This window comes from Psychrobacter sp. D2 (genome assembly GCF_013608135.1).
Taxonomy (GTDB): Bacteria; Pseudomonadota; Gammaproteobacteria; order Pseudomonadales; family Moraxellaceae; genus Psychrobacter; species Psychrobacter cryohalolentis.
On record NZ_JACDXZ010000004.1, the window covers coordinates 243,116 to 260,429 of the forward strand.

Below are 17,314 nucleotides of genomic sequence, written 5' to 3' on the forward strand. Positions count from 1 at the left end.
TAAAAGTGGATCAACTATAACAAAAAACCATGCCAAGCGTTGTGCGAGTTGTACGAATGAGACTTAAAAATGCGACATTAAATTCTTAGAATTCTATTACACCATACGAATCGCGCCATCCAAACGAATCACTTCGCCATTGAGATAGGCATTATCAATGATGTGCATGACCAATTTGGCAAACTCATTAGGATTACCCAAGCGCTTAGGATACGGTACCGCAGCCTCTAGTTGCTCGCGCGCCTTTTCAGGCAAACTTTGCATCATAGGCGTTGCAAATACCCCAGGCGCGATAGTCATGACACGGATACCATGACGAGTCAGCTCACGTGCGAGCGGCAACATCATACCAACGACGCCAGCTTTAGATGAAGCATAACTCCCTTGTCCGACTTGCCCATCAAAAGCCGCGATAGAAGCCGTATTAATAATGACGCCATTATCAGCGTTCTTCTCTACGGAGCTGTCTGCGTTATTGGCATTCGCTACACGCTTTGCAATACTCGCTGCGACCAAACGCGCGACATTAAAGGAACCAACAAGATTAATATTGACGCCGCGACTAAAAGCATCGAGATCTGCCGGATTGTTTTCACGGTCTAAGAGCTTCTGTACGACAGCGATACCAGCACAATTAATCGACCCCTGCAGACCACCAAAGTCGCTTTCAGCCATATCCACAGCCGCTTGTACCTCATCGCCACTGGTCACATCACAGCGTACAAAACGAGCATGGTCACCCAATTCATCAACCAGTGCTTGCCCCATCGACTCATTAAGATCAGCGATGACAACCTTGCCGCCTTGAGCCACGATAGCACGCACTACCGACTCACCCAGACCTGACGCACCGCCCGTGACCAAAAAGCTGTGTTGTTCAATTTGCATAATTTTTCCTTTAATTAATATTTTTGCTGTTATTTTTATCAGTCATCGATTTTTATCTTAACCTGACGATATGAGTGCATTGCTTTATTAAGCCGCAGATAAACTGCGCAGCAAAAAGCGCTGAATTTTACCACTTGGGGTTTTTGGCAACTCTTTCACAAACTCAACCTCACGTGGATAAGCATGAGTTGATAGACGCCTGCGTACCAAGTCTTGAATCTCTTTAGCAATCTCGTCTGTGCCTTCGATACCTTCTTTTAGTACCACATAAGACTTAATGGTATGACCACGCACTTCGTCTGGCACCCCAACTGCCGCTGACTCTGCGACTGCCTCATGCTCCAGCACGGTGTTTTCAACATCGGTTGGTCCAACGCGGTAACCTGCTGTAATGATAATGTCGTCATCACGCCCTGAAAACCAATAGCTGCCATCACTATGACGCTCAACCACGTCACCTGTTAAATAATAGTCATCAGCGAAGGCATCTTTTTCATTCCAGCTATAGCCGCGGAAATAAAACGCGGACGATTGGCTGACCACTACGGCAAGCTGTCCTTGCTCGCCATCAGGCAATATATTCATATCATCATCTAACACTACCAATGTGTGCCCCGGTAGCGCCATGCCCATCGAGCCAACTGGACATTCATGTGCTAACGCATGATGCTCACAGCAGGTCATACCCGTTTCTGTCTGTCCGTACTGATCACAAACCTTGCAGCTTAAGTAGGTCTCAACCCAGTTGACCACTTCGGTATTTAAGGTTTCGCCTGCTGAATTGGCACAGCGCAGTGATAGTTTAGCCTCATTATCATTACTATTGTCATTGTGAGCAGCTTCAAACACGCCACTCGATTTCATCATACGAAATGCAGTTGGCGAGGACGCTAAATTGCTAATTTTATGGCGTACCATAAAGTCGCGGGTATTAGCAGCGTCAAAGCCCGCTTCATTAAAATAGGTGGTGACACCCATCAATAGAGGTCCAGTAATCGCGTAATATAACCCATACGCCCAGCCTGGATCTGCCATATTCCAGTAGTTATCATCCGCTCGCAAGTCAATCGCATAACGCATGTACAGATAAAAAGCCGAAAGTGCGCTTAGTGGCACACTAACGCCTTTTGACTTACCCACCGTACCCGAGGTAAACATCTGTAAAAATGGTGCATCGGTATTTAGTAACACTGGTTCTATAGTTTGTGGCTGCTTTGATATCTTGTCAGCATAGTTATCATCACCCCAGCTTTGCGCATCTACTTTGCTACCAACCAACACCATTTTGGTTTGCTTCGCCAAGTCGTCAAACTTGCCACGATTGTCTTGATTGGTAAAAACAACTTTAGTATTAGCTTTGTCCATTCGATACTTAATCGAATCATAACCAAAGGCGGTAAACAGCGGTTGATAGACTGCGCCAATCCGCCAAGTGGCTAATACAATGGTGAGTAACTCAGGGGTACGCGGTAGCATAGTTGCCACTTGGTCACCCGCTTGCACGCCATAAGAAAGTAGTAAACTGGCAACCTGTGCACTTGCTTTATCAAGCTCAGCAAAGCTCATACGCGTGACATTGCCAGCCGTATCTTCATGAACTAGCGCAATATTATCACCGCGACCGTCACGTACATGACGTCCACAGCACGCCATATAGGCGTTTAAACGATCATCTACATTTTCACCAAATATCTCTGTCAGTAATGCGTTCATATCAAAATTATTATAATAGTCACTATAACTCGTTAGCGCCTGTGAGGTATTTACAATATGATTTGAAGGGGTGTTTAAAGAGGTAGTACTTGAAGGAGAGGTATTCATAAGCTAATCCTTTAGCAATCGAGAATCACTGACAAAATCAGAGAGTTAGAAATAATAGAATAAATCGTAAAACAGCTATATTTGATCAACCATTTAAACATCTTAAATGGCACATGCTCTATTAGTAACGTATTTTTATACTTATTTCAATACATAACGTATCATTTTTATTATTCTCTAAAGACGGTTACTTAGTAATGGTTTACTGTAGCGCGCTCAAAAACCCAAGTAACGCCTTCTCTTCACAGCTTTGATGCCGTTTGGTACGTCCACGGCGCGCTTGTTTATAAGGCTCAAAAAACTCCCCCGCTAAAAACTGCTGGATAATAATAGGATTGATATAAGAGGATCGGCAGACCGTTGGGGTATTGCCGAGCTCATCGGCGACGCTTTTTACCATATCAGTCACCAGTTGCTGACGCTCTTTACTATCGAGCGCACTGGCTAAAATCAATTTACCAGATTTGGTTTGCAGCTCATCATAAAGGTAGCTTGCTGCCAATACACTTGCCATCCAAGTACGAAAGTCTTTTGCACTGTATAAATTGCCGCTATAACTTTCACACTCATTACCACAGGTGTGCGTACGCAGATAATCATTGATATCAGCGCTATCAACGACTTGCTTATTGCCCTCTTCATCTAAGTATTTGAATACTTGATAACCGGGCAGCTCAGAGCACGCTTGGATGATGTCAATCAAACGCTCATCTTGCAATTCTATATGATGCTCTTTAGCGCTTTTACCGACAAAGTCAAATGCCAGTCCAGTATCCGTTTCGCTGACATGTTTACTGCGTAACGTGCTTAAACCATAACTTTTATTGAGCTTGGCGTAACGACTATTACCGATACGAATCAAGGTGGTCTCAAGTAATTTGACCACTGCTGCCAACACATTGTCACGTGATAAGGGTTTGGCTTCTAAATCTTTTTCAACTTGCGCACGCAGATTGGGCAACGCTTCAGCAAAACCTATCATGGCATTAAACTTGGCTTGGTCACGTACCCGATCCCACTCTGAATGATATAGATACTGCTTACGGGCTTTGTCATCACGTCCTGTCGACTGTAAATGCCCTTTGTCATCATGGCATATCCAAACCTCCGACCACATCGGCGGTATCACTAAGGCATCAAAGCGCTGACGCAAGGCTTTATCTTTAACTGTTTTGCCTGTGGCATCTAGATAAGTAAAGCCACGTCCCGAACGCCGACGCCCGTATCCTGGATCGGTATCGCTGACATATCGCAAGTTCGCGAGGCTCGCCAAGTGCTCATAATCATGGCGTATGTCTTGCGTATTGATTGGTTGATTTGACTTCGCCATAAAAAATACTCATCTGATAATATCGTTGTTTTAGCATAATCAACTGCCCTTATCTTTGCTGTGTATTTGCCATGGACAATGTGTAATCCTGTGTAAAATAAAGGCGATAAATGGCTTGTAGATTTTGAGCGTTACGACATAATTTAAGATACATTTACTGAAGGCACCGCCAACATGACAAACGCCACTCCTATAAACCCAACTAATGGCTCTTTAAAAATAATGCCATTATCTCAAAGTGATTACGATGCTTGGTTAAGCCTATGGCAAAGCTATCTGACGTTTTATGAGAGCAGCTTGCCATTAGAAACGACGAATGCAACGTGGCACAGTTTGCTCGATAGTAATGTGCCGATTTATAGTTTTGGGGCTTGGTTAGAGGATAAGTTAGTCGGTATCACTCATGTGGTGCTACACCCTAATACTTGGAATAGCACTGAATGTTGCTACTTAGAGGATTTATATGTGAATCAATCTGTGCGAGGGCAAGGCGTAGGACGTGCATTGATTGAACAGGTTTATGAGTTTGCCCGCCAGCAAAACTGCAACCGCGTTTATTGGACAACCCAAGAGGGAAACACCACAGCGCGCAAACTCTATGACACAATCGCCACTCAAACAGATATGGTGCAATACCGTAAGAACTTATAGATTGTATTAGCTTGTTTTATTTTTTGAAATTAGTCGGAGAATAAAGTACAGTCGTCAAAAAAACGCCAAGTTGATGCTTGGCGTTTTTTTGACGACTGTACTCATATGGGAAATGGCTATTTACCGTAAGTACATAAATAAGCAGACTCAACTTCCACTTTTACTTGAAACTTTTGGTTGGCATCAATGGTAAATTGCTCACCTGCATTAAAGGTTTGCCACTCATCACTCTCTGGCAGCTTGACCGTCAAGGCACCGCTAACGACTGACATGGTTTCAAATTCGCTGGTGCCAAATTCGTATTCACCAATTTCCATTACACCGACAGTAGCAGGCTTAGTTGCGGTTTGAAAGGCGATAGAAGTCACTTTGTTTTCAAAATAATTATTAACGCTTGGCATAATTTTCCTTAATTAAGTGTTGATTGATATTTTAAATCTGTCTTTATACTCTATTTTTACAGTCCAGCTTTTAGGCTCGCTTCGATAAATTGATCGAGATCGCCATCGAGTACCGCACCAGTGTTAAAAGTTTCAACGCCAGTACGCAAGTCTTTGATACGTGAATCATCAAGCACATAAGAGCGAATTTGACTGCCCCAACCGACGTCTGACTTACCGTCCTCGACTGCTTGCTGAGATTCCATTCGTTTTTGCATCTCAAGCTCATAAAGTTTGGCACGCAACATTTTCATCGCCGTCGCTTTATTACCATGTTGGCTACGCTCGTTCTGACAAGTGACCACCACGCCACTTGGCTCGTGGGTGATACGTACCGCAGAATCGGTCGTGTTCACATGCTGACCACCTGCGCCAGATGAGCGATAGGTATCGATACGCAAATCTGCTGGATTGATATCAATCTCGATATTATCATCAATTTCAGGTGATACAAAGACTGCAGCAAATGAAGTATGACGACCGTTATTACTATCAAATGGTGACTTACGCACTAAGCGATGGACGCCGATTTCGGTACGTAACCAACCAAAGGCATAGTCACCTTTAATCTCAATGGTTGCCGACTTGATACCAGCGACGCTACCTGATGATACTTCAATCACTTCAACTTTAAAACCATGCGCTTCCGCCCAGCGCGTATACATACGCAGTAGCATTTCTGCCCAATCTTGCGCCTCTGTACCCCCACTACCTGACTGGATGTCCAAGTAGCAATTATTTGGGTCCATCTCACCGCTAAACATCCGGCGAAACTCTAAATCAGCAACGCGTTTTTCAGCATTATCCAGCTCGGATTGCACGTCAGCAAGCAACGACTCATCTTCTGCTTCTACCGCCAGCTCTAGCATCGCAGACGCATCTTCTAATGTGCTCTCAAGCGAAACGACGACATCGATGACCCCATCAAGATGACTTTTTTCTTTATTAATTTTGGTCGCACGCTCTGGATCATTCCATAGCTCGGGATTTTCTAACTCTAAATTGACTTCTTCTAAGCGTTCTTGCTTACCATCGAAGTCAAAGATACCTCCGCAAGTCCTGCCCACGCTCAGATAAGTCTTTAATACGTTCTTGATACGGATTGATTTCCATAAAGGTTCCTATATATTTTAAAAGATACGATAGCGCTATTTTAAATGAGATTCAGGTGAAATGTTTGGCTAATTTTAGCCGCTATTTTCATCTTTTAAATTGACCAATCCTCAACCGCCCAGCGGTGTGCCAACGCATGGGCATGTAGCGCATCATCAGGTGATACACAAATCGCCACATCTGCCCACTCTAGTAAAGGAATATCATTTTTGGAGTCTGAATACGCATAAGTCTTGTCAAAATTAATACCTGTCAGTTGCTGTTTGCCAATCCATTTATCCAAATGATAAATTTTACCTTCTTTAAAGTTTGGCTTATCGGTCAGTTTACCCGTATAGCGCTCATCTTTTATTTCAAGAGGCGTTGAGAGCACATTGCCGTCTTCAATCCCAAAACGCTTAGCAATCGCCGAAACGACAAAGTCATTGGTCGCCGAAATAATCACCACATCGTGACCTGCTTCAACATGCTGACACAGGACTTCCATTGCTTTTGGGCGGATGTGCGGCTCAATCTCACTTTTTATATAGTCTTCGCGCAACTCATGCAACCTATCCATTGGTAAGCTGCTTAAAAACTGTGCCACAAATTCATTATATTCCGTCGCATCAAGCGTACCTTCGATATAATCATTATAAAATTTCTGGTTGGCAGTGCGATACTCGGCTTCGTCGACAAGATTATGCTTGACGATATATTCGCCCCATAAGTAGTCGCTATCGACATCGAGCAAAGTATGGTCTAAATCAAATAGTGCTAAGGTGCGTGAGACAGTCTGGCTGACAATGCTTGGCGTGCTCATAATACAATACTCATTAATGACAATTGATAATAATTAATAGTAATCGGTCGTTAGTAACTGTTGATTAGTGATTGTTCATTAGCAATTTATTCTGGTTGCTCAATCTCTCTAAGACCCGTTTTAAACTTCTGACAACGATCGCTATAATGTAACGCTGACAGTTTCATCATGACTGCCTGTTCATCAGTCAAGGTTTTGACCACTGTTGCAGGCGCGCCCACAACGAGAGAATTATCTGGTATCTCTTTGCCTTCGGTGACCAAGGCTTTGGCACCGATAATACAGTTTTTGCCGATTTTGGCATTATTCAAAATGACAGCACCAATCCCAATCAAGCTATTATCCCCGACTTCGCAGCCATGCAGCATCGCTAAATGACCAATGGTGACATGATTACCGATTTTTACCTCGATACCAGCATCAGTATGAATAACACTGTTTTCTTGCACGTTAGTATAGTCACCGATCTGGATGCGTTCATTGTCGCCACGAATCACCGCGCCAAACCAGACGCTTGACTGATGACCCAAATACACGTCGCCTATCACGCGTGCTGAGTCTGCAACCCAACCATTAAAGGGTACAGCGAATGTAGGCACTTTGTCTAAATATTGATAAATCATACTCTATCCTTGATAGGTTTTATTCAGTTGTTATTATTAATAAATGTAGTTGAGACAGATATCGGCTATAAAACTGACCTGTAAATATGTGAGCGCTGAATTTAGGAGCAAGCATTTGTAGTATAATGCGGTTTTCCTTCATCTGCCCTATAAACCCTCTTTAGGATTGCCGCAATGATCAGCAAAAACGCTTCCGCTATCATTTTATTACCCAGTAGTTTTTTATTATCGAGCAGCTTGCTTGTCGCTATGCCAGCTCACGCCAGTAGTAGCGATAATATCGACAAGGCGGGTGACATTCTATCTTTCGCTATACCAGCCGTTGCTTACGGTAGCACTTATTATATGGATGATAAAGAGGGACGAGAGCAATTTTATTATTCATTTGCAACCAATGTTGCAGCCACTTATGCCCTAAAATCTGTGATTAGTAAAGAGCGCCCAGATGGCAGCGATGATGATTCTTATCCATCTGGTCATACCTCAAGAGCCTTTCAGGGAGCCAGCTTTATTCATAAACGCTATGGACTAAAATATAGTGTTCCTGCCTATATTGGCGCAGGTTTTGTGGCTTATAGCCGCATTGAAGCTGATGAGCATGATGCTGTCGATGTATTGGCAGGCGCTGCCTTAGGTATGGCGAGCAGTATGTATCTGACGAAAAGCTATCAAGATGACCAGCTGCATATCGCCACCAACTTATCGCCAGATTATTATGGCTTATCAGTACATTATAACTTTTGATCAATAAATTCTAGTCTTCATACCTATTTATATCACCTCCTAGTCACTACCTATAGCCAAATCTACTATGGCTGCTCATGATTGAAGGTTAAATAAGAAACATCTTAAATTTATTAGTCAAGCATCAGCTTAAGATGCTGGCCCTTAGTGCAAAACTCTAGTATAATGCGCAAAATCTGTGCCAAAGCGAGCGGACATGATGTAAGTTACTTATTCACCACCTAGTGAATCCTGTACCTTTTCATCTATGATGTCTTCTCGCTTTTTTGTGGAAAAATTTTGGCGCTGTCTCTTTTATTATGGTTATTTAGCCGCAGTTAAATAGCAATAATCAAAAAAGCAGCGCTTTATTTTAACCAAAAAACAGCACAGCACTCACTAATAACAGCGGAGGCAACCCTTGAATTCATCGGCAGAAATACAAGCAATTTTGGCACTAGCAGACGGTACGATTTTTCGCGGTTTGAGTATCGGTAGTCTTGGTCATCGTGTCGGTGAGGTGGTATTTAATACAGCCATGACAGGGTACCAAGAAATTCTAACCGACCCAAGTTACGCGCGCCAACTGGTCACGCTTACCTATCCGCACATTGGCAATACCGGCACCAACGCTGAAGATGTCGAGTCTGGTAATGGCCATCAAGTATGGGCTGAAGGTCTTATCATCCGTGATGCAACCATGGTGACATCAAACTTCCGCAACTCAGAGTCATTGAGTGATTATTTACAGAGCCATAATACCGTCGCCATTGCTGATATTGATACCCGTCAATTGACCCGCCTGCTACGTGATAAAGGCGCGCAAAACGGTTGTATCATGACCGCTTCTAACGGTACAACAATTAGCAGCGAAGATGAACAGCAAGCCATCAAACTGGCGCAAGAATTTGCTGGTATCGAAGGCATGGACTTGGCAAAAGAATGCTGTACACCGACGACATTTGAATGGACCGCTGGTAGCTGGGATTTATCAGACACCCTACTTAACCGCGATGTAGCTGGTAGCCATGATAGCGGTACAGGCGGCTTCTTTAAGCATTTGGGCACGCACGTCGAAGCAAAATACAACGTTGTCGCCTATGACTTTGGTAGCAAAACCAATATCCTACGTATGCTCGTTGACCGCGGTTGTCATGTCACTGTCGTGCCAGCACAAACGCCTATCGCAGATGTCCTCGCGATGAATCCAGATGGTATCTTCTTATCAAATGGTCCTGGTGACCCTGCTGCCTGTGATTATGCTATCGATGCGGTACGTCATATTATTGAAGAAACGAAGATTCCAACCTTTGGTATCTGCTTAGGTCATCAACTGATTGGTCTTGCGAGCGGTGCAAAAACCATTAAAATGAAAACCGGTCATCATGGTGCCAACCACCCGGTACAAGACTTGGCAACTGGCACGGTTATGATTACCAGTCAAAATCATGGTTTTGCGGTTGATGAAGACACGCTGCCTGCCAATGTTAAATCGACCCATCGCTCATTATTTGACGGTACCAACCAAGGGATTGAGCTGACCAATAAGCCAGTCTTTAGTTTCCAAGGTCACCCAGAAGCCAGCCCTGGCCCGCATGATGCTGCGCCACTGTTCGATAAATTTGCCGATATGATGGCAGCAGCGAAAGCTTAATCCCTAGCCATAAATAATAAGTATAAAGCTTGAAGCACAGATGGTGATTCAAGCTACACCATGCCAAACACGATAAGCGTTATTGAACATATCGTTAAAATGCAGATTACTCAAAATATCACTCAAACGAAGGTAGCCCTAACTATGCCAAAACGTACCGACATAAAAAGCATTCTTATCATTGGCGCAGGCCCTATCGTCATCGGCCAAGCATGTGAGTTTGACTACTCAGGCGCGCAGGCGTGTAAAGCGCTAAAAGAAGAAGGCTACCGCGTCATCTTGGTCAACTCAAACCCTGCGACTATTATGACTGACCCAACCATGGCGGATGCGACCTATATCGAGCCGATTACTTGGCAGACGGTTGAGCAAATCATTGCCAAAGAACGCCCTGACGCTATCTTGCCAACCATGGGTGGTCAGACCGCTCTAAACTGTGCCTTAGAGTTAGACAAGCACGGCGTATTAACCAAATATAACTGCGAATTGATTGGGGCAACCAAAGATTCAATAGAGATGGCAGAAGACCGCAACTTGTTCGATAAAGCCATGAAGCGCATCGGCCTTGAGTGCCCACGCGCTGAAACTGCCGAAACCATGGAAGAAGCGTTTGCGACCCAAGAAAAAATGGGCTATCCGTGTATCATTCGCCCTTCATTTACGATGGGTGGTTCAGGCGGTGGTATCGCCTATAACCGCGATGAGTTTATTGAAATCTGCGAGCGCGGCTTTGACTTATCACCAAACCATCAATTGCTTATCGATGAGTCACTTATCGGTTGGAAAGAATATGAGATGGAAGTGGTTCGTGACAAAAACGACAACTGCATCATCATTTGTGCCATTGAAAACTTTGACCCAATGGGCGTACATACCGGCGACTCGATCACGGTTGCGCCAGCACAAACCTTGACGGACAAAGAATATCAAATCATGCGTAATGCTTCATTAGCAGTACTGCGTGAGATTGGTGTGGAAACGGGCGGCTCAAACGTGCAATTCGGTATCAACCCTGAAACGGGTCGTATGGTCGTCATCGAGATGAACCCACGCGTATCACGTTCATCAGCATTGGCCTCAAAAGCCACGGGCTTCCCGATTGCAAAAATTGCGGCAAAATTAGCAATTGGCTATACCCTAGATGAATTGCAAAATGACATCACGGGCGGTAAAACTCCAGCCAGCTTTGAGCCTGCGCTTGATTATGTCGTCACTAAGATTCCACGCTTTAACTTTGAAAAATTCCCCCAAGCGGACAGCGTATTATCAACCCAAATGAAATCGGTTGGTGAAGTCATGGCGATTGGGCGTAACTTCCAAGAGTCGATGCAAAAAGCATTACGCGGCATGGAAACCGGCAATGATGGCTTTGATGAGCAAATCGATTTTGCAGCGATAAAAGACGGTAAGCTTAGCACTGAAAAAGCCCGTAGCGAGATTACCAATCGTTTGACCATTCCAACGCCTGAACGCATCTATTATATTGCCGATGCTTTCCGTATTGGTATGAGCGTCGATGAGGTCTTTAACTTGACCAAAATTGACCCATGGTTCTTGGTGCAAATCGAAGATATCGTTAAAACCGAAGCTCAAGTTAAAGCGCTAGGCTTTGGTGGTTTAACTGAAAAGAACTTACGTAGCTTTAAACGTAAAGGTCTATCAGATTTGCGTTTGGCGAAGTTGCTTGGCGTCTCACAAAAGCAGCTACGTAAAAAGCGTTGGGACTTAAACGTCTATCCCGTTTATAAGCGCGTTGATACTTGTGCGGCAGAGTTTGCCACCAGCACTGCTTATATGTACTCAACATACGATAGCGAATGTGAAGCCAATCCAACGAATAACAAAAAAATTATGGTTATTGGCGGCGGTCCTAACCGTATCGGTCAAGGTATTGAGTTTGACTATTGCTGTGTACACGCCGCCCTTGCCATGCGCGAAGACGGCTATGAGACCATCATGGTCAACTGTAACCCTGAAACCGTTTCAACCGATTATGACACCTCTGACCGTCTCTATTTTGAACCAATTACCTTAGAAGACGTGCTAGAGATTGTCCGTATTGAAAATCCTGATGGCGTGATTGTACAGTTCGGTGGTCAAACGCCATTAAAACTAGCCCGCGCCCTTGAAGCCGCTGGTGTCAAAATCATCGGTACCAGCCCTGATGCGATTGACCGCGCAGAAGACCGCGAACGCTTCCAGCATATGATTCAGCAATTGAACCTTGTGCAGCCAACCAATGCCTTGGCGACGAGCTTAGAAGACGGTTTGGTCAAAGCAAAAGACGTTGGCTATCCATTGGTGGTACGCCCATCCTATGTATTGGGTGGTCGCGCGATGGAAATCGTCTATAACGAAGATGAGCTCAGACATTATCTACGCACGGCCGTACAAGCATCAAATGAAGCGCCGGTATTATTAGATCGTTTCTTAGATGATGCGATTGAAGTCGATGTCGACTGTGTTAGCGACGGTACAGACGTCGTGATTGGCGGTATTATGCAACATATCGAACAAGCTGGCGTACACTCTGGTGACTCAGCCTGTTCATTGCCGCCTTACTCATTGTCTGATGAGCTGTGCGATGTGATGCGCGCACAAACCGTCGCCATGGCTAAAGAGCTTGGTGTTATCGGTTTGATGAACGTCCAGTTTGCGGTAAAAGGTGAAACCGTTTATATTTTAGAAGTCAATCCTCGTGCAGCGCGCACGGTGCCGTTTGTCTCTAAATGTATCGGTACGTCATTAGCGCAAATCGCCGCGCGCTGTATGGCTGGCACCTCGCTAAAAGACCAAGGCTTTACTACAGAAATCGTCCCTGCATTTTTTGCAGTAAAAGAAGCGGTATTCCCGTTTGCTAAATTCCCTGGTGTTGACCCAATCTTGAGCCCTGAGATGAAATCGACTGGCGAAGTGATGGGCGTTGGTAAAACCTTTGGCGAAGCATTCTACAAAGCGGTTATCGGTAGTAACGAGCGTCTGCCAGGTTTACCAACTGAAGGCGAAACCAAAACAGTCTTTATCTCGGTACGTGATAGCGATAAAGCGCAAATTGCCCCTATCGCACGTCAACTGACTGACTTTGGCTTTAACATTGTAGCGACTACTGGTACGCAAAAAGTACTAAGCGACAATGGTATTGAATGCAAGCAAATTAACAAAGTCACCGAAGGTCGCCCACATATCGTTGATGCCTTGAAAAACGGCAAAATCGATATTATTATTAACACGACTGAAGGTAAGCAGGCACAAGAGGATTCATTCTCTATCCGTCGTAGCGCGCTACAAGGCAAAGTGTTCTACGTCACGACTTTGGGCGCAGCAGATGCCGTTTGTAAATCTTATGCGATTGACCTACCTTTTGAGGTGTATAAATTGCAAGATTTACATGAGCAAGCAAAGTCTATTGTATAGCTCTATTGACTTGGCTGAATAATTTCAGTAGATTAAGCATAACCGTTAGGCTTGCCTAGGAGCTTATTTGAGCATAGTGTAGCGTTTAATACTGTAGACCATGCTTGAAATAAAATTTAAATGATAGACCTAAAAAGCATAGTGGCTAAACTGCGACTATGCTTTTTATTACGTAAGCTTAAACACCCAGATTATTGAATTGATATCAATGAATGATAGCGACCTGACTGGTTACGCTGTCTGCATCATCATTCTTTTTTTATTTTATACCCATTGCAACAACTCTGACACCATCTCACTATTCACTAAGAGTAGGAGATGGTGCCCGTGTTATTGGTTTAAGGAAAAAACATGCAACGTTATCCCATGACTCCGCAAGGACATGCGGCTTTAGAAGCCGAATTAAAACAGTTAAAAAGTATTGACCGTCCTCGCATCACCGCCTCTATCGCTGAAGCGCGCGAACACGGTGATTTGAAAGAAAATGCTGAATATCATGCAGCGCGTGAACAGCAGGGATTTTGTGAAGCTCGTATCCGTGATATCGAAGCCAAACTTGGCGGTGCACAAGTGATTGATCCTACGACGTTACCAAAAGATGGCCGTGTGATATTCGGTGTCAGCGTCGTTATTGAAAACATGGACACTGAAGAAGAAAAGCAGTACAAAATTGTTGGTGACGACGAAGCGGATTTCAAAGCCGGTAAAATCTCTGTTAACTCACCGATTGCGCGTGGTTTGATTGGTAAATCTGAGGGCGATGAAGCGCGTATTGAAACCCCAAAGGGTGTGGTTGAATACGAAATTATGAAAGTCATCTACGATTAATATAGTTGTCTTTTGTAGTGAATCAAATAGTAATTTTCTTAAGAAATCAGATAAAGTAAACCACACAAAAAGTCATCGTTTATAGGATAGCAGTTACACAACGCTGCTTTTCTACCTAACTCGTTTTAGCGCATAATTGTTGAGTTGAGATTGCTAAGTGTATGCTTAGCAACTAATTAAAATAATCACGGATAAATCAATAGTTTGATAGGACGGTTTGACAGATAGCTTTTATCGTCTGGCTATTTACTACTATTATCAGTAATGCTGCCCCCGTTATTTGACCTCCCCTGCAGCGTCAATTAACGGGGGTTTTCTTATCTGGGCTTTCTTCTTTAAGTGTTCTCTATTTTTGTGTTACTTATTATCATTTTAAAGGACTTTATTATGACCACCACTATTAATCGCTCATTCGTTGTGATGCAAAAAACAGCTACATTCACGGCAGTATCCGCACTGTTGGTAGGCACTGTTATGGCTATGTCTGCTGCCAATGCCGCCACTGAAGTGACCGTTCTACCTTCTACAGGCGGTAGTACCACCGTGGTCGAGCAGTATTCTGATGGCAAAACAGCTGTCATTACTGCTACGCCTAATAGCATTGGTATGCAAGATGGCATGCCGTTTGCTGTGACGCAGGTTACCAATGTACCGCGCTACGTGGTTCGCCAAGTAGCCAGTAATGGTGTTAGTAATACTGTCGTCACTCAAGGTAGTGCGACTGTCACTAGCGTACCGGTGACCAACCAAATAACCAATCAAAGCAGTCGTGTTAATGTCATCGCAGTGCCAACCAGTACTGTCACTCAAGTATTACCGACGACTCAAATACTGCCTGTAACCACAGCAACTCAGCTGCCAGTCATAAATACGTCAGTAATCAATGCACCGGTGATCACTACCCCTGTGACAACAATTACTTCTATAGAAGCCTTGCAGCTCAAACCAACCTTTAGTACGCCTGATGTGGTCAACGCGCAAACCAAAGTTATGAAAATCCTTAAAAATAGCGATGGACGTGAAGTTGCAGTACCTGCCAACCATATCGCGCCTGGTGATGTGATTGAGTATCATACCGTTTATACCAATACCACAGCACAACCAGTGACTGATATCAATGCCATGGTTTCTTTGCCAAATGGCGTCAGAATGGTGTCATTAAACAGTCCACTACCAACGCTTGCGACCACTGGTGGCGATAGCTATCAAACTATCCAACAAGTTGGCAATACAGTAGTGGTAAAAGAAAATTACTCAGGTCTTAAATGGAACTTAGTAAATCTTAGTCCTAAAGCTGCACAGACTGTCGTGATACGCGCTAAAGTTCAATAAATACGGCAGTGAAGTTATAGTATTACAACTTAAGAAATACTATAACTAATAAAAGGTCTTGTTTGCTAAGTCTCTAGCCGGCAAGGCCTTTTTTGTGGCTATTCATAAACCATAGTCAAAACACCTTAAAAACGTTACGGTACTGCTAGTATAATTTTCTGCAGCCTCTGTTGTGTAGGCACAGCAAGCAAAAAAAATTAATACTAGCAGTACTCAATGTATCGATATTACTTTTCACTAACTATATTGCTTCAAATTTAATCGCTTTTGTAATCGTATAGTGCAGCTCAGAATAGGCGACAACAGTTGTCGTCTATCATTGCTATTTTACTCATAAATACAATGACTTAACACCAATTTTGCTAAAATAGTCTTTCATTACTGACATGGTAAATACCGCTTATGGCAACCATCAATTATGAACGACTACAAGGTAAGCTCAATATTTTAGCGGACGCTGCTAAGTATGATGTCTCTTGCTCATCCTCCGCTGGTACGCGGAAAAACCAAGGCGGTGGCCTTGGCGATGCCTCAGCAACCGGTATTTGTCACAGCTATACCGAAGATGGTCGCTGCGTTAGCCTGCTGAAAATCCTGCTGACCAATCATTGCATATACGATTGCGCTTATTGCACCTCGCGCAAAAGCAATGACACCCCGCGCGCTGCTTTTAGTGTTGAAGAAGTCGTTGATTTAACCATGCAGTTTTACCGCCGTAATTATATCGAAGGACTGTTTCTTAGCTCAGGTATCTTTAAAAGTGGCGATTATACGATGGAGCGACTGGTTGAGGTGGCTAAGATATTACGTACCCGTGAGCGTTTTAATGGTTATATTCATCTAAAGACCATTCCCGGAGCTTCAAAAGAATTATTATTAGAAGCTGGATTATATGCTGACCGTTTAAGCGTCAATATCGAAATTCCGACTAAATCAGGATTGGCGTTACTGGCACCAGAAAAATCTCACGAACAATTAAAAGCACCGATGGAGACGGTAAAAGAAGAAATTATTACTATTCGTGAGAGCCGTAAAACGCATAAAAAAGCGCCGAAATTTGTGCCTGCAGGTCAGACTAGCCAGATGATTGTTGGCGCAAGTAACGAGACCGACTTGCAAGTGATTCAGCTATCGAGTCATTTTTATAAACAATATGATTTAAAGCGAGTTTACTATTCTGGCTATGTGCCAATGCTATCTGACAGTCGCCTGCCAGCTATCGGTACGCCTGTGCCAATGATACGCGAAAACCGTCTCTATCAAGCGGATTGGCTGATGCGTTTTTATGGTTTTGGTGCGCACGAAATCGTTGAACCGGACTCGCCATTTTTAGATTTGGACTGCGACCCAAAGTTAGCATGGGCAATCCGCCACCGTGAGCATTTTCCGGTCAATATCCAAACAGCAAGTTATGAGATGATTGTACGTATTCCCGGTATCGGTACAAAAACGGCTAAGAAAATAGTCAAAGCCCGCAAGTTCAATCAGCTGACACTTTATCACTTGAAGAAAATGGGCGCGGCGGTCAATCGTGCCAAATACTTCATTGCAACTACTGGTAAAAACGAGCATCTCGCACACTTAACCCGTAATAACTTTCGTCAATATGTTCTGGCGCAAACGCAGACGAAATTTAAAGATCAACGCAGTGGGCAGTTGGCTTTGTTTTAAATATCAAAATTATTGATAATTTAG

At 43.8% G+C, this 17,314-nt stretch carries 14 protein-coding genes; 7 read left to right on the forward strand and 7 right to left on the reverse strand.

Going from position 1 to position 17,314, the window contains the following annotated elements; translation table 11 throughout:
• Nucleotides 1-96 precede the first annotated feature (96 nt).
• From H0262_RS07580 to H0262_RS07590, 3 genes are all read right to left on the reverse strand, one after another.
• A complete protein-coding gene (locus H0262_RS07580) occupies nt 97-888 on the reverse strand; it encodes an SDR family NAD(P)-dependent oxidoreductase (RefSeq protein ID WP_181210316.1) in 792 nt (263 codons plus the stop codon).
• A gap of 87 nt (nt 889-975) precedes the next feature.
• Nucleotides 976-2,709: an AMP-binding protein gene (locus H0262_RS07585; RefSeq protein ID WP_181210317.1), complete on the reverse strand. Its 1,734-nt coding sequence runs from the start codon at nt 2,707-2,709 to the stop codon at nt 976-978.
• 202 nt (nt 2,710-2,911) lie between these two features.
• Nucleotides 2,912-4,039, reverse strand: coding sequence for a DNA topoisomerase IB (locus H0262_RS07590; protein ID WP_181210318.1), 1,128 nt, complete (start codon nt 4,037-4,039; stop codon nt 2,912-2,914).
• Nucleotides 4,040-4,213: 174 nt separating this feature from the next.
• On the opposite strand from H0262_RS07590, the gene H0262_RS07595 reads away from it, so the two are divergent.
• Nucleotides 4,214-4,690, forward strand: a complete 477-nt coding sequence (locus H0262_RS07595) for a GNAT family N-acetyltransferase (protein WP_181210319.1) — start codon at nt 4,214-4,216, stop codon at nt 4,688-4,690.
• Nucleotides 4,691-4,806: 116 nt separating this feature from the next.
• On the opposite strand, the gene H0262_RS07600 is transcribed toward H0262_RS07595, so the two are convergent.
• The 4 genes from H0262_RS07600 to H0262_RS07615 form a co-directional block, all read right to left on the reverse strand.
• Entirely contained in the window at nt 4,807-5,091 is a 285-nt protein-coding gene (locus tag H0262_RS07600) for a pyrimidine/purine nucleoside phosphorylase (protein ID WP_020443118.1), read from the reverse strand.
• Nucleotides 5,092-5,147: 56 nt separating this feature from the next.
• Nucleotides 5,148-6,243, reverse strand: a protein-coding gene (gene prfB / locus H0262_RS07605) for a peptide chain release factor 2 (protein ID WP_181210320.1) whose coding sequence is annotated in 2 segments (ribosomal slippage) — nt 5,148-6,170 and nt 6,172-6,243 — 1,095 coding nt in all. Because the reading frame shifts where the segments join, the coding sequence is not laid out codon by codon here.
• A 94-nt stretch (nt 6,244-6,337) separates the two neighbouring features.
• Nucleotides 6,338-7,045, reverse strand: a complete 708-nt coding sequence (locus H0262_RS07610; RefSeq protein WP_020443116.1) for an HAD family phosphatase — start codon at nt 7,043-7,045, stop codon at nt 6,338-6,340.
• 86 nt (nt 7,046-7,131) lie between these two features.
• Nucleotides 7,132-7,668: a gamma carbonic anhydrase family protein gene (locus tag H0262_RS07615; RefSeq protein WP_020443115.1), complete on the reverse strand. Its 537-nt coding sequence runs from the start codon at nt 7,666-7,668 to the stop codon at nt 7,132-7,134.
• Between the two features lie 174 nt (nt 7,669-7,842).
• On the opposite strand from H0262_RS07615, the gene H0262_RS07620 reads away from it, so the two are divergent.
• The 6 genes from H0262_RS07620 to H0262_RS07645 all read left to right on the forward strand — a co-directional run bounded on the left by H0262_RS07620 (nt 7,843) and on the right by H0262_RS07645 (nt 17,290).
• On the forward strand, nt 7,843-8,412 hold the full coding sequence (locus H0262_RS07620; protein ID WP_011513177.1) for a phosphatase PAP2 family protein: 570 nt from the start codon (nt 7,843-7,845) through the stop codon (nt 8,410-8,412).
• Nucleotides 8,413-8,812: 400 nt separating this feature from the next.
• A complete protein-coding gene (carA, locus tag H0262_RS07625; protein ID WP_181210321.1) occupies nt 8,813-10,045 on the forward strand; it encodes a glutamine-hydrolyzing carbamoyl-phosphate synthase small subunit in 1,233 nt (410 codons plus the stop codon).
• A 144-nt stretch (nt 10,046-10,189) separates the two neighbouring features.
• On the forward strand, nt 10,190-13,459 hold the full coding sequence (carB, locus tag H0262_RS07630) for a carbamoyl-phosphate synthase large subunit (protein ID WP_181210363.1): 3,270 nt from the start codon (nt 10,190-10,192) through the stop codon (nt 13,457-13,459).
• A 351-nt stretch (nt 13,460-13,810) separates the two neighbouring features.
• Complete coding sequence (gene greA / locus H0262_RS07635; RefSeq protein WP_011513174.1) at nt 13,811-14,287, forward strand: transcription elongation factor GreA; 477 nt, start codon at nt 13,811-13,813, stop codon at nt 14,285-14,287.
• Nucleotides 14,288-14,674: 387 nt separating this feature from the next.
• The gene (locus tag H0262_RS07640; protein ID WP_181210322.1) at nt 14,675-15,619 is read left to right on the forward strand and encodes a hypothetical protein; all 945 of its coding nucleotides are present in this window, start codon (nt 14,675-14,677) and stop codon (nt 15,617-15,619) included.
• Nucleotides 15,620-16,021: 402 nt separating this feature from the next.
• A complete protein-coding gene (locus tag H0262_RS07645; RefSeq protein ID WP_181210323.1) occupies nt 16,022-17,290 on the forward strand; it encodes a putative DNA modification/repair radical SAM protein in 1,269 nt (422 codons plus the stop codon).
• The last annotated feature ends 24 nt before the right edge of the window (nt 17,291-17,314 follow it).

What these genes read in the sequence shown, in the direction of transcription:
- H0262_RS07580 (WP_181210316.1), bottom strand. Translation starts at nt 888, where the DNA reads ATGCAAATTGAACAACACAGCTTTTTGGTCACGGGCGGTGCGTCAGGT.
- H0262_RS07585 (WP_181210317.1), bottom strand. Translation starts at nt 2,709, where the DNA reads ATGAATACCTCTCCTTCAAGTACTACCTCTTTAAACACCCCTTCAAAT.
- H0262_RS07590 (WP_181210318.1), bottom strand. Translation starts at nt 4,039, where the DNA reads ATGGCGAAGTCAAATCAACCAATCAATACGCAAGACATACGCCATGAT.
- H0262_RS07595 (WP_181210319.1), top strand. Translation starts at nt 4,214, where the DNA reads ATGACAAACGCCACTCCTATAAACCCAACTAATGGCTCTTTAAAAATA.
- H0262_RS07600 (WP_020443118.1), bottom strand. Translation starts at nt 5,091, where the DNA reads ATGCCAAGCGTTAATAATTATTTTGAAAACAAAGTGACTTCTATCGCC.
- H0262_RS07610 (WP_020443116.1), bottom strand. Translation starts at nt 7,045, where the DNA reads ATGAGCACGCCAAGCATTGTCAGCCAGACTGTCTCACGCACCTTAGCA.
- H0262_RS07615 (WP_020443115.1), bottom strand. Translation starts at nt 7,668, where the DNA reads ATGATTTATCAATATTTAGACAAAGTGCCTACATTCGCTGTACCCTTT.
- H0262_RS07620 (WP_011513177.1), top strand. Translation starts at nt 7,843, where the DNA reads ATGATCAGCAAAAACGCTTCCGCTATCATTTTATTACCCAGTAGTTTT.
- carB (WP_181210363.1), top strand. Translation starts at nt 10,190, where the DNA reads ATGCCAAAACGTACCGACATAAAAAGCATTCTTATCATTGGCGCAGGC.
- greA (WP_011513174.1), top strand. Translation starts at nt 13,811, where the DNA reads ATGCAACGTTATCCCATGACTCCGCAAGGACATGCGGCTTTAGAAGCC.
- H0262_RS07640 (WP_181210322.1), top strand. Translation starts at nt 14,675, where the DNA reads ATGACCACCACTATTAATCGCTCATTCGTTGTGATGCAAAAAACAGCT.
- H0262_RS07645 (WP_181210323.1), top strand. Translation starts at nt 16,022, where the DNA reads ATGGCAACCATCAATTATGAACGACTACAAGGTAAGCTCAATATTTTA.